The organism is Brevundimonas sp. AVps31, from assembly GCF_058681355.1.
Genome location: NZ_CM178736.1, coordinates 2521653 through 2540084 on the forward strand (window position 1 = coordinate 2521653; position 18432 = coordinate 2540084).

Sequence of the window (18432 nt, forward strand, 5' to 3'; positions counted from 1 at the left end):
TGCCCATTCAGCGAAGCAATCTCCAGCCTGCGGGGTTCCAATCCGGGATTCGTGCGTTAGACCCGGCCCATGTCAAACCTCGTCACTCCCCTGAACGAGGCGGTCGCCGCCGGCCAGAAGGCCGCCACGGTAGACGCCGCCATGATCGCCAAGCTGACCGATATGGCCGGCGACTTCGCGATCAACCTGTCGATCGCCATCCTGATCTTCGTGCTCACGATCTTCGCCTCTCGCTGGGCGTCGGGCATGACACGCAAGGCGCTGTCCCGGGTCCGGGGATTCCGCCACGACCCGACGGTGCTGAGCTTCGCCGTTCAGGTGGTGCGGGTCGTCGTCTTCCTGATCGGCTTTATCGCCGTGCTGCAGCGGCTGGGCGTGCAGACGACCTCGATCATCGCCGTTTTGGGCGCCGCCTCGCTGGCGGTGGGCCTGGCCTTGCAGGGCACGCTGTCGAACGTGGCCGCGGGCGTGATGCTGCTGATCCTGCGCCCCTACAAGGTCGGCGACGTGATTGACGTCGGCGGCGTATCGGGCTCGGTCCAGCGACTGGATCTGTTCACCACCCAGATGTCGAACGCCAACAATCACAAGATCGTCGTGCCCAATTCCAAGGTGTTTGGAGACACGATCCTGAACCTGTCCGGCCAGAAAACCCGACGGGTCGAGATCAATTTCACCGTCGGCTACGGGGAAGATCTTTCGGAGGCCCGAAGCGTGCTTGCCGGGGTGGCGGAGCGGCACGAGAAGGTCCTGCCAGACCCGGCGCCCTGGACCGGGGTGACCGGCCTGCTGGACAGCGCGGTGCAGGTCACACTGCACGCCTGGGTTCAATCCGGCGACTGGTGGCAGACCCAGGCTGACCTGATGCAGGGCGGCAAGGAGGCGCTGGATGCCGCGGACATCGAGATTCCCTTCCCGCATCAGGTCGCCGTTCCCTATGGCGATGAGGATGTGATGCCGGTGGTCACCGTGCGCACGGTGGAGCAGAAGACCGAGGAGGAAGGCGTCTCGGGCTCGGACGAAGCGCCGCACGGGGAAGGCTGAGGATGCGCTACGACTTTGGTTCGGACAACACCGCCGGCATGGCGCCCGCGGCCCTTGAGGGGCTGATCGCCGCCAACCAGGACTACGCCCGGGCCTATGGCGCGGACGAGGTCACCGCACGCGCCGCCGACCAGATCCGGCAGCGGCTGGATGCGGACGCGGAGATCCGTTTTGTGTTTTCGGGCACAGCGGCCAACGCCATCGCCTTGTCGATGCTGGCCTGGCCGCATGAAGCGGTGCTGGCGCATCATGCGGCGCATATCTGCACCGATGAGACCGGCGCCCCGGGCTTTTTCGGCCAAGGGGTCGGCCTGATCGGACTGCCGGGATTTTCGGGCAAGATCGAGCTGGCGTCGCTTCAGGCGGCGCTGGAGGAGCCCGAGGTGGGCCACCGACAGCCTCCGGCGGCGCTGAGTCTGACCCAGTCCACCGAGTACGGGACGGTCTACACCGAGGAGGAACTGCGTCACCTGATCGAGCCGGTGAAGGCGCTGGGCTATGGCGTGCACATGGACGGGGCGCGGCTGGCCAATGCGGCCGCGGCGGGGTTTGACCTGACGCAGATCGCGCGGTTGGGCGTGGACCTTCTGATTTTTGGCGGGGCCAAGGCGGGCGCGAACTGCACCGAAGCCATCGTGATGTTCGACAAGTCGCTGGCGCGGCGCATCGACAACCGGCTGAAACAGGCGGGGCAGGTGGCGTCCAAGGGCCGGTTCCTGGCCGCACCCTTCCTGGGTTTGCTGGAAAGCAAGGCGTGGGAGGACGGCGCCGCCCACGCCAATCTGATGGCCCAGCGGCTCGCCGCCGGAATCGCCGCCAACACGCCGTTCGTGCTGGCGCATCCGGTCGAGGCCAATGCCGTCTTCGTGCGAATGCCGCCGGAGGCGCACCAGCGGCTGAATGACCTTGGGTGGGCCTGCTACCGGTTCGACGACGGTTCGGTGCGCTTCGTCTGCTCCTGGGCGACCGAAGAAGACGTGGTCGATGAGGTGATCGCGGCCATGCGCGGCCTCTGACGCCAGACTGCTGACAGGAACGGTCTGGGAGGACTGGCAGTTTAGCCGATGCCGTCCCATGTTCCGGGTTCACGGCGGGGAGCCAATCCGCATGAATGTCCATTCGCCCGTTCGCTCGCTGCTCGAGCCTGACATCGACCTGTTCCGCGCCGTGCGGGCGGGGATGCCCGAGCTGGCGAAGGGGTTGTCCGCGGAGGACCTGTCGGCCCAGTCGATGGCCGATTGCAGCCCCGGCAAGTGGCATCTGGCCCACACCAGCTGGTTCTTCGAGGCGATGATCCTGTCGCAGGAACCGGGCTACCAGCCCGTCGACCCGCGCTGGCAGACCCTGTTCAACAGCTATTATGAGGCGCTCGGGCAGCGGGTGGACCGGCCTGACCGGGGCCTGATGACCCGCCCGTCGCTGGACGAGGTGCTGGCCTATCGGAGGGAGATCGACCGGCGGATGGTGGCCTGGCTGGGGAAGGGCCAGACAGACGCCCGCTCCGGATATCTTTTCACGCTGGGGCTTCATCACGACCAGCAGCATCAGGAGTTGTTCCTGATGGATATTCTGAATCTCATGGCGCGCTCGCCGCTGAATCCCGCCGCCTATGGCGAGGAGCCGCGGTCGGGTCCGGCGGAGCCCGCGCGGGGCGGTGAGACGGCGTTCCACGGCGGACTTGTTGAGATCGGCCCGGACGATGGGGAATTCACCTTCGACAATGAAGGCCCGCGCCACAGGGTCTGGCTGGAGCCCTATGCGCTGGCCAACGATCTGGTGATCAACGGCGACTGGCTGCGCTTCATCGCCGACGGCGGCTATTCGCGGCCGGAGTTGTGGCTGTCGGACGGCTGGGCCACGGTGAAGGCCGAAGGCTGGATCGCGCCGCTCTACTGGTCGAGGGACGGGGACGGCTGGACCGTGATGACCCTCGCCGGACGACGGGCGGTCGACGCCGCCGCGCCGGTGCGCCACATCAGCCTCTACGAGGCCGACGCCTATGCCCGCTGGGCCGGGAAACGCCTGCCGACGGAAGCCGAGTGGGAGCACGCCGCCCGCAGCCGCCAGGATGCCCTCTCGAACGCTTTCGGCGAGGTCTGGCAATGGACGTCGTCCGCCTATGCGCCTTACCCCGGCTTCGCCCCGACCGAGGGCACGGCGTCGGAGTACAACGGCAAGTTCATGGCCAACCAGGCCGTATTGCGTGGCTCCAGTTTCGCGACGCCCGAGGGGCATGCGCGGGTCAGCTACCGAAACTTCTTCTATCCGCATCAGCGTTGGGCCTTCGCCGGCCTGCGGCTGGCGGCGGATCGCCCTTCTGAAAGTGTTCGAGTGACTGAAGACGAAAACGCCGCCTTCCGCGGAGATCTGATCGCGGGGCTGTCCCGGTCGCCGAAGCGAACCTCGCCGAAATGGTTCTATGACGCCGCGGGCTCGGACCTGTTCGAGGACATCACGCGCCTGCCGGAATATTATCCGACGCGCCAGGAGGCGGCCTTGCTGCGGGATGTGGCGCCGGACTGGGTCGCCCGGTTCGGGCCGGGCGCGGCGCTGGTCGAGTTCGGGTCCGGGGCCAGCGAGAAGACCCGTATCGTACTGGACGCTGCGCCGGACCTGGCGGCCTATGTCCCCATCGACATCAGTCCGGACGCCCTGGACGCGGCCGCCGGACGCATCCGCGAGGCCTATCCGGACCTGTCGGTGACGCCGGTCGTCGGCGATTTCCTGGCCTTGGGCGAACTGCCCGAAGGGCTGGGGCAGGGGCGCAAGATCGGCTTCTTCCCCGGTTCCACCCTGGGCAATCTGACGCCGGACGAGGCGGTCACGTTCCTGCGGGGCGCGCGTCGTCTGCTGGGGGACAACGCCCTGTTCGTCCTGGGTGTTGATCTGGTCAAGGACCCGGCCACGCTGATCGCCGCCTATGACGACGCCCAAGGCGTGACTGCTGCGTTCAACCGCAATCTGTTGATCCGCGCCAACCGCGAACTGGGGGCGGATTTCGACGTGGAGGCCTTTGCTCACCTCGCCGTGTGGAATGCCGGCGAGGCCCGGATGGAGATGCACCTTCAGGCCACCCGACACATGGTGGTCACCCTGGATGGTCACCGGATCGTCTTCGCGGCCGGCGAGACCATTCACACGGAGAACTCGGGCAAGTTCACGGAGGAGTCTGTCCGTGATCTGGCCGGCGCCGCCGGCTGGCGCGTGGCCGAGTTCCGCGAGGGCCCCGCGCCTGCGGTCGCCCTCGTCCTTCTGGAGGCCTGATCGGCACGAAAAAGGGGCGGCGCTTCGTAGCGCCGCCCCTTCAGACGTTTGTTCGTGAACCGACGCTTATTCGGGCGCGGTTTCGTCCGGCCGGGCGCGCGAGCCGTGGGAGGCTTCGCCGCCCTTCCGACCGGCCTGGGCGGCGAGGCTACGATCCTGGGAGAAGCTGCGCTTTTCGCTAGGTACGCTGGCGCCGCCCTTGCGGGCGATCTCGCGCTGGCGTTCCGGGTCCATCGAGGCGAAGCCCCGCTTGGAGACACCGGAGGCGCGGGTGGGCTGACCTTGAGCCATCGGGAGTTCCTTTCGTGGCGGCGGTGGCGGTTGCAGAAATGAACCCCCCCACTCCCGTCCGGTTCCGGCCCTTCGGTCACGGAAATGCGAACGAATCACAGGAGTTCGGGGATTCGGGATTAGCCGTAGGGACGCGAATCACCGGGGTCCCCACTGCCGGGGTCAGGCTGCGGGGCCTCCTCGGGCGCGCCGCCCGGGTCGATGTCCGGGCCCGGCGTGTCCGGCGGAAGAATCTCCGGTTCGCCGGTCGGGCTGTCTGGTTCGATATAGGTCATGACGACCTCCTTTCCCGGACGGAACGCGGGGCGGCGGGCGCCCGTTTCATCACGATCCCGCGGCGGAACCGGCGGCGCGAGCGACGATTGAAGAAGGCGAACCCTTTCCGTCGCTCAAGGAGCCTCCCGTGACCGAGACCTACACCGGCCAAACCGTCATCGATGACATCGACGAGGCCTTCGACAGCCCGACCGCGCGCCTCGACCGTGAGGCGGACGCCATTCTTGAAAGCGACGACATTCAGTCAAACGGCGTGCGGCCGGTGCGGCAGGCGCTGAAGGAGGATGCGCGTCAGGTGCGCGACTGGGGCCGGACGCGCGCCGGGCAGCTGCGGCACTCGGTCGAGGACGAACCCATCCGCTATTCCCTGTATGCGCTGGGGATCGGCGTGCTGATCGGCCTGCTGGCCGCGCGCTAGGCGGGGCCTGTCGCGGGCCGCGCGAGCGGCGCGCGGCGCATGGCCGCATCCGAGACGTAAGGGTTGGTCCGCCGCTCGGCGCCGAAGGTCGAGTGCGGGCCATGCCCCGGAATGAAGGTCACGTCATCGCCCAGCGGCCACAGCTTGGTGACGATGGAGTCGATCAGGGCGGCGGGATCGCTGCGGGGAAAGTCGGTGCGTCCCACCGAGCCCTGGAACAGCACGTCGCCGACCTGGGCGAAGCGGGCCTCGCGGTTGAAGAAGATCACGTGGCCGGGCGTGTGGCCGGGGCAGTGGAACACCTCCCAGGTCGTCTCGCCGAGCGTCAGGACGTCCCCGTCGTCCAGCCATCGGCTGGGGGTGAAGCTGCGCGCGTCGGGGATGCCGTACATCAAGCCGTTGGTCGGGATCTGGTCGATCCAGAACTGGTCCTCGACGTGCGGGCCGATGATGTCGAGGCCCGTCTTCTCCTGCATTTCCGCCGCGCCGCCTGCGTGGTCCAGGTGGCCGTGGGTGATCCAGATGGCGTCAAGCGTCAGCCCGTTCTGCTCCACGGCGGCCAACAGACCGTCCACGGAAGCGCCCGGATCAATGATCGCGGCCTTCTTCGTCTTCTGACACCAGACGATGGTGCAGTTCTGCTGCAGCGGAGTGACGGGGACGACGCCGACGCCGATCGGGGAGGGGGACTGGCTCATTCCGCACAGATAGCGGTGACTGGCCTCCACCGAAACCGCCCCGGCTCACGTTGACCTTTCGGGCGGTCATCGACATAAGGGCGGGCTCAAAGGTGCCGCCCTGCAAAGGGCGGCCCTTATTGCTTTATCCCACACCGCGCGCGCCGGCCTGATTGGCGCCGCCACAGAGCGTCAGAACCCCGACCATGCAAGTCGTCGAAAAGTCCTCCGAAGGCCTGAGCCGCGTGATCGCGGTCACCATCCCCGTCACCGAGCTGAACGAAAAGCTGGACGCGCGCCTGAAAGAAGTCGCGCCGCAGATGAAGCTGAAGGGCTTCCGTCCCGGCAAGGTGCCGATGGCCCACGTCCGGAAGACCTTCGGTCGCGAACTGATGGGCGAGATCATCAATGACCAGCTGAACAGCTCCAGCCAGAAGGCCCTGGACGACGCCAAGGTGCGTCCCGCCGCCCCGGCCGAGATGAAGCTGACCTCCGACATGGACAAGGTCATCGCCGGTCAGGAAGATCTGGCCTACGAAATGTCGCTGGAAGTCATGCCCGACTTCACCCCGGTTGACCCCAAGACGCTGAAGCTGAGCCGTCCGACCTACACGGCGTCCGACGCCGATCTGGACGAGGCGCTGACGGAGCTGGCCGGCCAGGCCAAGTCCTACGAGGACAAGACCGGCAAGGCGGTCAAGGCCGCCGACGGCGACCAGCTAACCATCGACTTCCTCGGCAAGCTGGACGGCGAGCCCTTCGAAGGCGGCGCGGCCACCGATGCCGATCTGGTCATCGGTTCGAACCGCTTCATCCCGGGCTTCGAAGAGCAGCTGAAGGGCGCCAAGGTCGGTGAAGAGAAGACCATCGAGGTCACCTTCCCCGAGGACTACCAGGCCGCCAATCTGGCCGGCAAACTGGCCACCTTCGACGTCACCGTGAAGGCCATCAAGGCCGAGGTCGAAGCCAAGGTGGACGAGGATTTCGCCAAGCGCATCGGCCTGGAGTCGCTGGACAAGCTGAAAGAGCTGCTGTCGGCCAACCTGAACCAGCAATACGCCGGCGCCGCCCGCTTCAAGCTGAAGCGCGCCCTGCTGGACCAACTGGACAAGGCCCACGACTTCCCGCTGCCGCCGAAGATGGTGGACGCCGAGTTCGACGGCATCTGGCAACAGGTCGAGGCTGACAAGGCCGCCGGCCGTCTGCCGGAAGAGGACGCCGCGAAGTCGGACGAGGCCCTGAAGGACGAATACCGCAAGATCGCCGAGCGCCGCGTGCGCCTGGGTCTGGTGCTCGCCGAGATCGGCCGCGCCAACAACGTCCAGGTCACCGACCAGGAACTGAACAACGCCATCATGGCCGAAGCCCGCAACTATCCGGGCCAGGAGCGTCAGGTGCTGGACTTCTACCGCCAGAACCCCAACGCCGCCGCCCAGATGCGCGCGCCGATCTATGAGGAAAAGGTTGTCGACCTGATCTTCTCGCAAGCCGAGACGACCGACACCCCGATCACCAAGGAAGAGCTTCTGAAGGAAGACGACGAGGGCTGATCCGTCGGCGCCACATGGCGCCGGACAGCCATGGTTTCCAGAACCGCCCGGTGAAGTCTTCACCGGGCGGTTTTTCGTTCCGGCGCGCGCCGGATTACAAACCGTACAGGAACCGGTCCAACGGCCGCCGGAATCCCGTGCAGGTTCACGTTTTACGCCAGCGACGCGCACGGCTGGCACATGAGGGGTCGATGACTGTTTTTTCCGGACTGATGGCCGCGGCCCTGTTGCTCGCCCAGGATCCGCAGACCCCCCCGCCGCCTGCCGCCGACCCGACCGTGACGGATCTCGGCGAGGTCATCGTCAACAGCCGTCCCGCCGAGGAGGTGGCCTCCAGCTTCGTCGACACCATCGGGGCGCCGGCGACGTCCCGGCGACTGGCCCGTTGGCATGGCGCGGTCTGCGTCAGCGTCGCCAATCTGAGCACCGAGCCGGCCCAGTACCTGATCGACCGCGTCTCGACCGTCGCGGAGGACGTGGGGCTTCAGGTGGGGGAGCCCGGCTGCACGGCCAACATCGTCATCGTCGCCGCCGGTGACGCGGCCGGCGTCGCCAACGCCATGGTCGAGGAATACAGCCGCGCCTTCCGCCCCGGCGGCAGCGGCATGACCCAGCCGCTCAGCGCCTTGCGGGATTTCCGCACCTCCGACCGCCCCGTGCGGTGGTGGCAGGTCAGCGTTCCGGTGGATTCCGAAAGCGGGGAGCGCGCGGTGCGTCTTCCGGGAGAGGATGCGCCGAAGATCAAGGTTTCGCGCGCGTCGCGTCTGCGCACCGATATCCGCGATGACCTCGCCAAGGTCTTCATCGTCATCGACGTCAACCGGCTGCAGGGCACGACCCTGGTGCAACTGGCGGACTATGTCGCGATGATCGCCCTGGCCCAGGTCGACGCGGGCGCGTCCACGACCGCCTTGCCGACGATTCTGAACCTGTTCGAGGAGCCGGCGCGCACGCCCGGCCTGACGGATTGGGATTTGGCCTACCTGCAGGCCCTGTACGGGTCGGAGACGAGCCGGAGCACTGTCGGCGGCCAAGCCTCCGACATCGCCGGACTGATGCTGCGGGAACGCGCCCGCGAAGAGTAACGCGACAACCCGCGGTCGACATTCGTTTGCGCGTTAGGGGAGAATGGATCACTCTGGTCGGCGAACGACAGGAGGGATCGCATGTTCGCCGCCTTGGCCTTCGGGGCCGCTCTCGCCATCGCAACGCCGCCGCAGGCGCAGGATCAGCAGGCCGCCCGGACGCCGCCCGCGGCGGACGCTCCGGTCCGGCTTGAGGATGTGGTCACCAACGCCCGTCGTCTCGAGGACGCCACCACGGATCTGGTGGGCGAGATCGCGGCGCCGGTCCGCGGTCGGGGCTTTGCCCGGTGGCATGACGGGGTGTGTGTCGGGGTCGGCAATCTGGACCCGGCGATCGCCCAGCAAATGACCGACCGCATTTCCGACGTCGCGCGCGAGCTCGGCCTCAAGGCGGGCGAGCCCGGGTGCAATCCCAGCATTCTGATCGTCGCCACCACCAACGCCAACGCCTTTACAGCCGACTTCGTCGCCATGCGGCCGCGGCTGTTCAGGGTCGGCGGGGCGGGGATGGACCGGGGATCGGCGGCCTTCGAGGATTTCATCCAGACCGAACGCCCGGTCCGCTGGTGGTCGGTCAGCCAGCCCACGGACGCTGACAGCGGCATGCCCGCGGTGCGGCTGCCGGGGCAGGTCAGGGGCGCCGCCGCCGGCGACGGCAGCGTCTTCGCCTATGCGCCGCTGATCGCCGTGCGGGGGCCGTCGCGGCTGGTCAGTCAGTACCGTCAGGATCTGAAGCGCACCTTCGTGATCATCGACGTGGATCAGTTGAGCGGCGTCAATCTGGGGCAGCTGAGCGACTATGTGGCCATGGTCAGTCTGGCGCAGATCGATCCGGATGCGGATACAGCCCGCTTCGACACCATCCTGAACGTCTTCGACGAACCGGTCGGGGCCGAGGGGCTGACGGGATGGGACATGGCCTATCTGCGCGGCCTGTACGACACCGCCTGGTACCGCATCAACGCCCGCAGTCAGGTCGCCGCGATCCGGCGCGCCGTCGAGGAGCGCTATCGTGAGGGCCTTGTTGACGAGACCGGAGAATAGCGGTGGCCGTGATCCCGGCGGCGGCCTTCGCACTGGCCCTGATCGCACAGGACCCGCAGGGGCCCTCGACGCCTGATCCCGAGGCGGCGACCCGTCTGGCCGATGTGATCGTCAGTCATCGTGAGCTGGACGAACGCGCGGAGAGCTTCGTCGAAGAGGTCGCCGCGCCGCCGAACCGCCGCGGCCTTGCGCGGTGGGCAGGCCGGGTCTGCGTCGGCGCGGTCAACGTCGGGCCCAATATTGCGCAGCCGGTGATCGACCGGGTGTCGCGGCTGGCGCTGGATCTGAATCTCCGGGTGGGTGAACCGGGGTGCACGCCGAACATCATCATCATCTTCACCGACGACGCCTCCGGTCTGGCGAGGACGATGGTCGAGCGGGATCGTTACGCCTTCCACTGGGGTGTGGGCGGACTGGATCGGGGCAAGTCCGCGCTGCAGGCCTTCCAGGACAGCGACGCCGCCGTCCGCTGGTGGCATGTCAGCATTCCCGTGGTGGGCGGGACCGGACAGCGCGCCATCCGTTTCCCCGGCGACACCGGGCCGATCTACGTTCCCGGCGAAGGACTGGTGAACCGGGGGCGTCCGCTCAGCGATATCCTGAACAAGGTTTTCATCGTTCTGGACGTGGATCAGCTGGGCGGCGTCAATCTGGCCCAGCTGAGCGACTATATCGCGCTGGTCGCCATGGCGCAGATCGACCCGGACGGCGAGACCGCCGCCTACGACACCGTCCTGAACCTGTTCGACGACCCGCAGGGCGTCACAGGCCTGTCAGACTGGGACGCGGTTTACCTGCAGGCCCTGTATGACGCGATGTGGGAGCGGGTGAACCCGGGCGGCCAGGCGGACGCCATCGCCCGGCTGGTTCGCCGCGCCGAACGTGAGCCGGTCGCGCAGCCGCCTGCGGCGCAATAGTCGGCGCGCCTTGCATCAACGCTTCCTCAAGACGATATCCTGTCCAACAGGGACGGCGGCCGGTGAGTCGCGCCCAGAACATCCGAGAAGGCCTGAATGCGCGATCCGATCGAACTGATGAACATGAACCTCGTCCCGATGGTGGTCGAGCAGTCCAGCCGGGGAGAGCGCTCCTTCGACATCTTCTCGCGCCTGCTGCGCGAACGCATCATCTTCCTGACCGGCCCGTTCGAGGACGGCATGGCGTCGCTGATCTGCGCCCAGCTGCTGTTCCTGGAATCGGAGAACCCGAAGAAGGAAATCAGCATGTATATCAACAGCCCCGGCGGACAGGTGTCCTCGGCGCTCGCGATCTACGACACCATGCAATACATCCGCTCACCGGTTTCGACGGTGTGCATGGGCATGGCCGCCTCGGCCGGTTCGCTGATCCTGACCGCCGGCGCCCCCGGTCAGCGCGTCGCCCTGCCGAACGCGCGCGTCATGGTGCACCAGCCCTCGGGCGGGTTCCGCGGCCAGGCCTCGGACATCGAGCTGCACGCCGCCGACATCCGCTACACCAAGAAACGCCTCAACGAGATCTACGTCGAGCACACCGGTCGCACCTACGAGGAAGTCGAAAAGACCCTCGACCGCGACCACTTCATGTCGGCGGAAGAAGCCAAGTCCTGGGGCATCGTGGACCACGTCTACGACCGCCGCGAACAGGCCGACGCGGACGGCGTGAAGACGCCGGGCAGCTGATCCGTCCCCTTTGCGACGAGGCCGATTGAAGAGGCGCACCGGAGACGGTGCGCCTTTTTCCTTTTGTGCTATCAGGCGCCCATGCTTACGCGAGACAACAGCGGGACCCTCGAGGTCGACGGCGAAATCTACCACTGGGAGCTGCGGCGTCAGCCCCGACCGCTGAACGGCGGGGTCTGGGAAGGCATCGCCGTGACCCTGCGCCTGCAGGACTTCAAGCGCGAGGCCATCATCCAGTTCCCGCCGCCGCTGCGCCCGAACGGCCGGCCGGACACGGAAAAGCAGTTCGTCAACACCGACCATGTCCGCAATGCCATCAGCGCCGTCATCGAGGCGGGCTGGGAGCCCACCTCGCGCGGCAAGGCCATGGTGTTCGACGTCGACGGCGAGGGGCGCTGACCCTCAGGGGCGGCCGGTGAAGACCCGGAAGCCTTTCTCGTCCGCCGCCGCGATCATCTCGGTATCGCCCGAGGTGTCGCCATAGGCCGCCGTCAGGTGGACATCGTCCCCATAGGCTGCGCGAAGACGTCGCACCTTCTCCTCGCCCCGGCAGTTCGGAGTGTCGAAGCCGCCGGTGATCCGGCCGTCCGGATCGAAGGCCAGCCGGGTTCCCAGCAGGCCTTCCGCGCCCAGGCGTCGGGCGAAGGGCGCAACGGTGGTCTCGGGGCTGGCGGTCACGATTACGCGATGGGCGCCGCGCGCGCCCCAGTCGTTCCACACCTTGAGCGCGTCGGGTCGCATGAACCGATCCCAGACCTGATCGGCGAAGCGGTCGGCGTCGGATTCGAGCTGTGTGCGGCTGACACCCCTCAGAAACTCCTTCACCGACGCCGCCTTGATGCGGCCGCGGTCGCGGTCGCGGGCATAGCCCGCCACGGCGGGGGCCATCTTCACCAGACCCAGCGCCCAGCCGCCCGGACCGGCGCGCCAGCGCAGGAAGGTGGTGAAGCTGTCGCGGATCGTCAGGGTGCCGTCAAAATCGAAGGCGACGATCGGCACGCCTTTTGCGGGGTGCTGGCGAAATCCGTTAAGGGTTCCCATGTCAGACATTCGCCGCGATCCCCATCAACAGTGAACGTCCCAAAACCGGCAATGGCCACGCTTTCGCGGGGTTGTGGCGGACGCGGGGATGGGTGATTGTCAATTTTTGAAGACCTTTGCGCCCAATGTTCGGGAATCAACGCGAGGGAAGCGCGTTCCGCCTCATATCGGGGTGAACCGCGGGAGTGAGAAGGGTCTATGACCAAGGCAGCCGGCACCGACGCCAAAAGTACGCTCTACTGCTCGTTCTGCGGCAAGAGCCAGCACGAGGTGCGCAAGCTCATCGCCGGCCCGACCGTGTTCATCTGTGATGAATGCGTCGAACTGTGCATGGACATCATCCGTGAAGAGCACAAAATCTCGTTCTCCAAGGCCAAGGACGGTGTCCCCACGCCCAAGGAGATTCGCGACGTTCTGGACGACTACGTCATCGGTCAGACGCACGCCAAGAAGGTGCTCTCCGTCGCGGTCCACAACCACTACAAGCGCCTGAACCACGCGACGAAGAACAACGACGTCGAACTGGCCAAGTCGAACATCATGCTGATCGGGCCGACCGGCTCGGGCAAGACGCTGCTGGCCCAGACGCTGGCCCGCATCATCGACGTGCCCTTCACTATGGCCGACGCCACCACTCTGACCGAAGCCGGTTATGTGGGTGAAGATGTCGAGAACATCATCCTGAAGCTGCTCCAGGCCTCCGACTACAACGTCGAGCGGGCCCAGCGCGGCATCGTCTACATCGACGAAATCGACAAGATTTCGCGCAAGTCCGACAATCCCTCGATCACCCGCGACGTGTCGGGCGAGGGCGTGCAGCAGGCCCTGCTGAAGATCATGGAAGGCACCGTCGCCTCCGTGCCCCCGCAGGGTGGCCGCAAGCATCCGCAGCAGGAGTTCCTGCAGGTCGACACCGCCAACATCCTGTTCATCGTCGGCGGCGCGTTCGCCGGCCTCGAAAAGGTGATCTCGGCGCGTGGCGAAGGGGCATCGATCGGCTTCGGCGCCAAGGTCAAGGAAGTCGACGAGCGCCGCACCGGCGACGTTCTGAAGGGCGTTGAGCCGGACGACCTGATGCGCTTCGGCCTGATCCCCGAGTTCATCGGACGCCTGCCCGTCCTGGCGACCCTGGAAGACCTGGACGAACCGGCGCTGGTCACCATCCTGACCGAGCCGAAGAATGCCCTGGTCAAGCAGTACAAGCGTCTGTTCGAGATGGAGAATGTCGATCTGACCTTCACCGACGACGCCCTGACCGCCGTCGCCAAGAAGGCCATCACGCGCAAGACCGGCGCGCGCGGCCTGCGCTCGATCCTGGAAGGCATCCTGCTCGAAACCATGTTCGAGCTGCCGACCTTCGAGGGTGTCGAGGAAGTGGTCGTCAACGCCGAGGTCATCGAGGGCAAGGCTCAGCCGCTGCTGATCTATGCCGAGACCAAGGGCAAGAAGAGCGCGCAACCCGACAGCGCCGCCTGACCGCTGACGGGCGCTGTTGACCGACGCGCCTGATCCTGATGCTGAGGCCGCTCGCCAGACCTGGCGGGCGGCCTTTTGCGTTCTGGCCGTTGCGGTTCTGGCCGGCGCGGTAAACCTGATCGCGCCGGGATGGGCCTTGGGGACGCAAGGTTTCGCCCTCGCGCTGGGCGTCGCCGGGTTCGTCGTCACCCGTCTCCTGCTGGCCGGGCCGGCGGAATGGCGGGCCGGGCTAGGGGTTCTGGCGCGCGCCGCCCTGTGGGTCATTCCGGCGATGGTGCTGGTCTGCGCGGTCGTCCTGATCGGCGGCCTGCTGCTGCTGCCGCCCGCCGATCTGCGCAATCAGGCCTGGACGGCGTTGTGGACCGCCGTCGGCGCGAGCGGCGGCGAACTCTTGAAGCAGGGGGCGTGGGCCCCGGCGACCAGCAGCGAACTGCTGTTGCATCTGTGGATCACGGGCGTCGCCGCGCAACTGGTGGTCGGCTGGACGGTCGTGGTCGTTGGGCTGCGGGTGCTGAAGGCCGGGCGGTGGATCGGCCGGGTGGCGCTGGCGGGCGTCGTGGCGGCCTTGGCGCTGCAGGTCGTCATGCACGCGCGCGGCGCCGCTCCGCAGGCCTTCTACCTGGCTCCGCCGCATGCGGACCTGTTTCTGATCGGGGCCTTGATCGCCCTGCGTCGGTGGCGGTTGGCGGGCCAGGCCATGGAGCGGCCGATCGGCCTGCTGGCCGCAGCCGGGAGGCTCGCCCTGCCGTTCTGGTTCTGGCTCTGGCCCCTGCTGGCCTTCCCTCGGCTGGTTCTGGCGCGATCACTGGAGCCATGGGAAGTCGGAGCGGCCCTGCTGGCGGCGGCGGTGCTGGCCCTGGCGACGGAGCGGGGTGTGCAACGCCCGCTCCAGCGCCGCCTCGGGGCGCGGCCGATGTTGAGCCTGCTGACGTGCGGTGCGCTGGTGGGGAGCCTCGCGATCGGGGCCGCCGCCCTGTTCGCCCTCGACGGCCTGCCGGAGCGGGCCTCAGCGGCCGTTCACGCCGAGGAAGCCGCCGTGATGGTGCGGGCGCCGCTACAGCGGCGGTGCCACATGGAAGAGGCGGTGATCCCGTCCGCCGCCGCCTGCACCGTGCCCGTCGGGGCCAAGGCCGACGTAATCCTTTGGGGCAATTCCCATGCGTCGCACATCAGCCCCGCTCTGTTGGCCTGGGCCGGGAGCCGGGGCCACGCGGTGCGGCAGGCGACCATGTCGGGCTGTCTGACCCTGGCGGGCCGCGACAACGGGATCGTCAGCGACGCCTGCGCCGGGTTCAACCGGCAGGCTATCGAGGAGTGGGGCCGGGTCCGTCCGGCGATGATCCTTGTCGGCGCCGGTTGGACCAGGGCTTTTGAACAGTCGTCCGAGAGCGAAGCCGCCCGGCTGGACAGGCTGGATCGCGACCTTCGCGCGACGCTGGCGCTGTTGCGGGCGAAGGTGGGGCCGCGGACGCGGATCGTGCTGCTGGGGACCACGCCGGACTATATCTTCGCGCCCGGCTCCTGCCATGCCCGGCGAGCCTTCCTGCGTCTGGACACGACCCGGTGCGACCAGGCCGCGCCGGCGAACGCCGCCCTGCTGGCCGTGATCGATGCGCGGCTGGCGAAGATCGCCGCGGAAGAGCCCGGCGTGACCCTGTTCCGGCCCTATGACGCCCAGTGCGTGGAAGGGCTCTGTCGTACGCGAGGGCAGGGCGGGGTCTGGTATTCGGACCGCAACCATATGACCGAGGCGGGCGGGCTGGCGCAGACGGCGGCCCTGTCCGGGGTCCTCGACCGGGCGCTGGCGGCGCCCTGAGCGGCGCTTGCGCTACGATTCAAGGGCAGGGTTGCGGGTGCGCCACAGGGGCGGGCGGTGGATTTTCCCGGGCCTTGACGGCTGGGACGCCGGGAGATGAAGGGGCCGCGCGACCCGCCCGCACGATCCGTGCAGCTTCACCGGGAATGAACGCTCCCCAGCCGCCTGTACTGGTGACGCTTGAATGGCGCGTCCGCAAAACCACATACTGTCCCGAAGGCCGCTGAATCGCGGGCCGAGTCGATACGTCCGAACATCGCGTTCCGGCCGCCGGCCCGGCGGGCCCAAGATGAACAAGGGCCCCGGAGTATCATCTATGACCGAGACCAAGACCCTTCCCGTTCTGCCGCTGAGAGACATCGTCGTCTTCCCGCACATGGTCGTGCCCCTGTTCGTGGGGCGCGAAAAATCGGTGCGCGCGCTGGACGAGATCATGAAGGGTGAAAAGCAGATCCTGCTGGCCACCCAGAAGAACAGCGTCGACGACGATCCGTCGGCTGACGCCATCTACCCCATCGGCGTGCTCGCCAACGTCCTGCAACTGCTGAAACTGCCCGACGGCACCGTGAAGGTGCTGGTCGAGGGCAAGGGCCGCGCCCGCCTGACGCGCTTCACCGACCGCACCGAGTATTTCGAGGCCGAGGCCGAGGAAATCGCTGACGAGGCCGGGGAGCCGGCCCAGTCGGAGGCCCTGCTGCGCGCGGTGATCGAGCAGTTCGAAAACTATGTGAAGCTGAACAAGAAGGTGCCGCCCGAGGCGCTCAGCTCCATCCCCCAGATCACCGACCCGTCCAAGCTGGCGGACTCGGTCGCGGCCCATCTGTCCGTGAAGATCGGCGACAAGCAGGGCCTGCTGGAAACGGTCGCCGTGCCGTCGCGGCTGGAGAAGGTCTACGGCCTGATGGAGGGCGAAATCTCCGTCCTGCAGGTCGAGAAGAAGATCCGCTCGCGCGTGAAGCGCCAGATGGAGAAGACCCAGCGCGAATATTATCTCAACGAGCAGATGAAGGCGATCCAGCGCGAGCTGGGCGAGACCGACGACGCCCGTGACGAGATCATGGAGCTGGAAAAGCGTATCCGGAAGACGCGCCTGTCCAAGGAGGCGCGGACCAAGGCCGAGGCCGAGGTCAAGAAGCTGCGCAACATGTCGCCGATGTCGGCCGAGTCCACCGTGGTCCGGAACTACCTCGACTGGTTGCTGTCGATCCCGTGGGGCAAGGCCAAGCAGAAGCCCATCGATCTGAACAAGGCCGAGGACATCCTCGAGGAGGACCACTACGGCCTCGAGAAGGTCAAGGAACGGATCATTGAGTATCTGGCCGTCCAGGCGCGCACCGGTTCGCTGCGCGGCCCGATCCTGTGCCTGGTCGGACCTCCGGGCGTCGGCAAGACCTCGCTGGCCAAGTCCATCGCCAAGGCCACGGGCCGGGAATACATCCGCATGTCGCTGGGCGGCGTGCGCGATGAGGCCGAGATCCGCGGCCACCGCCGGACCTACATCGGCTCCATGCCGGGCAAGATCATCCAGTCGATGAAGAAGGTGAAGACCACCAACGCCTTCATCCTGCTGGACGAGATCGACAAACTGGGCGCCGACTGGCGCGGCGACCCCTCGTCGGCGCTGCTGGAGGTGCTGGATCCGGCGCAGAACAATGCGTTCGGCGACCACTATCTCGAGGTCGACTACGACCTGTCCAACGTCATGTTCGTCACCACGGCCAACAGCCTGAACATGCCCCAGCCTCTGATGGACCGGATGGAGATCATCCGGGTCAGCGGCTACACCGAGGACGAGAAGGTCGAGATCGCCAAGCGTCACGTCCTGCCCAAGGTCACCGAGGAAGCGGGCCTCAAGCCGGCCGAGTTCATCGTGCCCGACAGCACCATCCGCGACCTGATCCGCTACTACACCCGCGAAGCCGGGGTGCGGTCGCTGGAACGCGCCTTGGGCGGACTGGCCCGCAAGGCCGTGCGCGAGATGGCCAAGCAGAACTCGCTCACCATCACCGTGGATGAGGCCAAGCTGGCCGAATACGCGGGTGTGAAGAAGTTCCGCTACGGCGAGACGGACGAGGAGGATCAGGTCGGCATCGTCACCGGCCTGGCCTGGACCGAGTTCGGCGGCGACATCCTGACCATCGAGGCGATCAAGATGCCGGGCCGTGGCCGCATGACCGTGACCGGCAACCTGAAGGAGGTGATGAAGGAGTCAATCTCCGCCGCCGCCTCCTACGTCCGGGCCCGTTCGCTCAGCTTCGGCGTCAAGCCGCCGGTGTTCGAGAAGACCGACATCCACGTGCACGTGCCCGACGGCGCGACGCCCAAGGATGGTCCCTCGGCGGGCGTGGCCATGACCGTGGCCATGGTCTCGGTCCTGACCGGCGTGCCGATCCGCAAGGACATCGCCATGACCGGCGAGATCACCCTGCGCGGCCGGGTCACCGCCATCGGCGGACTGAAGGAGAAGCTGCTGGCGGCTCTCCGTTCGGGCATCAAGACGGTGCTGATCCCGGAAGAGAACGAGAAGGACCTTGCCGACGTGCCCGACAATGTGAAGGGCGCGCTGGAGATCGTCCCGATCAAGACGGCGGATGAGGCCCTGAAATGGGCCCTGACCGGTCCGCTGACCGCCGTGGAATGGGACGAGGCCTCCGAGCCCCTCCCGCCCGCCAACCCGCCGGTCGACGGCGCCACGGCGAACGCGGCCCACTAGGGCCGCCGACAGTCTGAACCGAAGACCCCGCCCGGAGCGATCCGGGCGGGGTTTTTGTTGGGGCGATGCGTTGCGG

Annotated in this window: 17 protein-coding genes; 13 read left to right on the plus strand and 4 right to left on the minus strand. The window is 67.2% G+C overall.

Annotation, left to right across the window (positions count from 1 at the left end):
• Positions 1 to 69: 69 nt before the first annotated feature.
• The 3 genes from ACW174_RS12335 to egtB all read left to right on the plus strand — a co-directional run bounded on the left by ACW174_RS12335 (position 70) and on the right by egtB (position 4308).
• Positions 70 to 1044, plus strand: coding sequence for a mechanosensitive ion channel family protein (locus ACW174_RS12335; RefSeq protein WP_492014719.1), 975 nt, complete (start codon positions 70 to 72; stop codon positions 1042 to 1044).
• A gap of 2 nt (positions 1045 to 1046) precedes the next feature.
• Positions 1047 to 2060 carry a threonine aldolase family protein gene (locus ACW174_RS12340; protein ID WP_492014720.1) on the plus strand — a complete coding sequence of 338 codons (1014 nt, stop codon included), beginning with the start codon at positions 1047 to 1049 and terminating at the stop codon, positions 2058 to 2060.
• 91 nt (positions 2061 to 2151) lie between these two features.
• Positions 2152 to 4308: an ergothioneine biosynthesis protein EgtB gene (egtB, locus tag ACW174_RS12345; protein ID WP_492014721.1), complete on the plus strand. Its 2157-nt coding sequence runs from the start codon at positions 2152 to 2154 to the stop codon at positions 4306 to 4308.
• Positions 4309 to 4374: 66 nt separating this feature from the next.
• Here the strand turns inward: egtB and ACW174_RS12350 are convergent, their stop codons facing one another.
• On the minus strand, positions 4375 to 4599 hold the full coding sequence (locus ACW174_RS12350; protein ID WP_492014722.1) for a con-10 family general stress protein: 225 nt from the start codon (positions 4597 to 4599) through the stop codon (positions 4375 to 4377).
• A 119-nt stretch (positions 4600 to 4718) separates the two neighbouring features.
• Positions 4719 to 4874 (minus strand): hypothetical protein, encoded by a 156-nt coding sequence (locus ACW174_RS12355; protein WP_492014723.1) that lies wholly within the window; start codon positions 4872 to 4874, stop codon positions 4719 to 4721.
• 128 nt (positions 4875 to 5002) lie between these two features.
• Here ACW174_RS12355 and ACW174_RS12360 point away from each other — a divergent pair, with 128 nt between their 5' ends.
• The gene (locus ACW174_RS12360; protein ID WP_492014724.1) at positions 5003 to 5293 is read left to right on the plus strand and encodes a hypothetical protein; all 291 of its coding nucleotides are present in this window, start codon (positions 5003 to 5005) and stop codon (positions 5291 to 5293) included.
• Here the strand turns inward: ACW174_RS12360 and ACW174_RS12365 are convergent.
• Positions 5290 to 5991, minus strand: a complete 702-nt coding sequence (locus ACW174_RS12365; RefSeq protein WP_492014725.1) for an MBL fold metallo-hydrolase — start codon at positions 5989 to 5991, stop codon at positions 5290 to 5292. The two genes, ACW174_RS12360 and ACW174_RS12365, sit on opposite strands and share 4 nt — an antisense overlap.
• 185 nt (positions 5992 to 6176) lie before the next feature.
• On the opposite strand from ACW174_RS12365, the gene tig reads away from it, so the two are divergent.
• From tig to ACW174_RS12395, 6 genes are all read left to right on the plus strand, one after another.
• Positions 6177 to 7520 carry a trigger factor gene (gene tig / locus ACW174_RS12370; RefSeq protein ID WP_492014726.1) on the plus strand — a complete coding sequence of 448 codons (1344 nt, stop codon included), beginning with the start codon at positions 6177 to 6179 and terminating at the stop codon, positions 7518 to 7520.
• A gap of 191 nt (positions 7521 to 7711) precedes the next feature.
• Positions 7712 to 8605 (plus strand): hypothetical protein, encoded by an 894-nt coding sequence (locus ACW174_RS12375; RefSeq protein WP_492014727.1) that lies wholly within the window; start codon positions 7712 to 7714, stop codon positions 8603 to 8605.
• Between the two features lie 81 nt (positions 8606 to 8686).
• The gene (locus tag ACW174_RS12380) at positions 8687 to 9649 is read left to right on the plus strand and encodes a hypothetical protein (RefSeq protein WP_492014728.1); all 963 of its coding nucleotides are present in this window, start codon (positions 8687 to 8689) and stop codon (positions 9647 to 9649) included.
• Positions 9650 to 9651: 2 nt separating this feature from the next.
• Positions 9652 to 10566 (plus strand): hypothetical protein, encoded by a 915-nt coding sequence (locus tag ACW174_RS12385; protein WP_492014729.1) that lies wholly within the window; start codon positions 9652 to 9654, stop codon positions 10564 to 10566.
• Between the two features lie 96 nt (positions 10567 to 10662).
• Positions 10663 to 11310: an ATP-dependent Clp protease proteolytic subunit gene (locus tag ACW174_RS12390; protein WP_492014730.1), complete on the plus strand. Its 648-nt coding sequence runs from the start codon at positions 10663 to 10665 to the stop codon at positions 11308 to 11310.
• 81 nt (positions 11311 to 11391) lie between these two features.
• Positions 11392 to 11709, plus strand: a complete 318-nt coding sequence (locus ACW174_RS12395) for a hypothetical protein (protein ID WP_492014731.1) — start codon at positions 11392 to 11394, stop codon at positions 11707 to 11709.
• A gap of 3 nt (positions 11710 to 11712) precedes the next feature.
• Here the strand turns inward: ACW174_RS12395 and ACW174_RS12400 are convergent, their stop codons facing one another.
• Complete coding sequence (locus tag ACW174_RS12400; RefSeq protein ID WP_492014732.1) at positions 11713 to 12360, minus strand: HAD-IB family hydrolase; 648 nt, start codon at positions 12358 to 12360, stop codon at positions 11713 to 11715.
• A 189-nt stretch (positions 12361 to 12549) separates the two neighbouring features.
• On the opposite strand from ACW174_RS12400, the gene clpX reads away from it, so the two are divergent.
• The 3 genes from clpX to lon all read left to right on the plus strand — a co-directional run bounded on the left by clpX (position 12550) and on the right by lon (position 18356).
• Positions 12550 to 13827: an ATP-dependent Clp protease ATP-binding subunit ClpX gene (clpX, locus tag ACW174_RS12405; protein ID WP_492014733.1), complete on the plus strand. Its 1278-nt coding sequence runs from the start codon at positions 12550 to 12552 to the stop codon at positions 13825 to 13827.
• 16 nt (positions 13828 to 13843) lie between these two features.
• Positions 13844 to 15643 (plus strand): SGNH hydrolase domain-containing protein, encoded by a 1800-nt coding sequence (locus ACW174_RS12410; RefSeq protein ID WP_492014734.1) that lies wholly within the window; start codon positions 13844 to 13846, stop codon positions 15641 to 15643.
• A 316-nt stretch (positions 15644 to 15959) separates the two neighbouring features.
• Positions 15960 to 18356 carry an endopeptidase La gene (lon, locus tag ACW174_RS12415; RefSeq protein WP_492014735.1) on the plus strand — a complete coding sequence of 799 codons (2397 nt, stop codon included), beginning with the start codon at positions 15960 to 15962 and terminating at the stop codon, positions 18354 to 18356.
• Positions 18357 to 18432: the final 76 nt, after the last annotated feature.

What these genes read in the sequence shown, in the direction of transcription:
- ACW174_RS12335 (WP_492014719.1), top strand. Translation starts at nt 70, where the DNA reads ATGTCAAACCTCGTCACTCCCCTGAACGAGGCGGTCGCCGCCGGCCAG.
- ACW174_RS12340 (WP_492014720.1), top strand. Translation starts at nt 1,047, where the DNA reads ATGCGCTACGACTTTGGTTCGGACAACACCGCCGGCATGGCGCCCGCG.
- egtB (WP_492014721.1), top strand. Translation starts at nt 2,152, where the DNA reads ATGAATGTCCATTCGCCCGTTCGCTCGCTGCTCGAGCCTGACATCGAC.
- ACW174_RS12350 (WP_492014722.1), bottom strand. Translation starts at nt 4,599, where the DNA reads ATGGCTCAAGGTCAGCCCACCCGCGCCTCCGGTGTCTCCAAGCGGGGC.
- ACW174_RS12355 (WP_492014723.1), bottom strand. Translation starts at nt 4,874, where the DNA reads ATGACCTATATCGAACCAGACAGCCCGACCGGCGAACCGGAGATTCTT.
- ACW174_RS12365 (WP_492014725.1), bottom strand. Translation starts at nt 5,991, where the DNA reads ATGAGCCAGTCCCCCTCCCCGATCGGCGTCGGCGTCGTCCCCGTCACT.
- tig (WP_492014726.1), top strand. Translation starts at nt 6,177, where the DNA reads ATGCAAGTCGTCGAAAAGTCCTCCGAAGGCCTGAGCCGCGTGATCGCG.
- ACW174_RS12375 (WP_492014727.1), top strand. Translation starts at nt 7,712, where the DNA reads ATGACTGTTTTTTCCGGACTGATGGCCGCGGCCCTGTTGCTCGCCCAG.
- ACW174_RS12380 (WP_492014728.1), top strand. Translation starts at nt 8,687, where the DNA reads ATGTTCGCCGCCTTGGCCTTCGGGGCCGCTCTCGCCATCGCAACGCCG.
- ACW174_RS12390 (WP_492014730.1), top strand. Translation starts at nt 10,663, where the DNA reads ATGCGCGATCCGATCGAACTGATGAACATGAACCTCGTCCCGATGGTG.
- ACW174_RS12395 (WP_492014731.1), top strand. Translation starts at nt 11,392, where the DNA reads ATGCTTACGCGAGACAACAGCGGGACCCTCGAGGTCGACGGCGAAATC.
- ACW174_RS12400 (WP_492014732.1), bottom strand. Translation starts at nt 12,360, where the DNA reads ATGTCTGACATGGGAACCCTTAACGGATTTCGCCAGCACCCCGCAAAA.
- clpX (WP_492014733.1), top strand. Translation starts at nt 12,550, where the DNA reads ATGACCAAGGCAGCCGGCACCGACGCCAAAAGTACGCTCTACTGCTCG.
- lon (WP_492014735.1), top strand. Translation starts at nt 15,960, where the DNA reads ATGACCGAGACCAAGACCCTTCCCGTTCTGCCGCTGAGAGACATCGTC.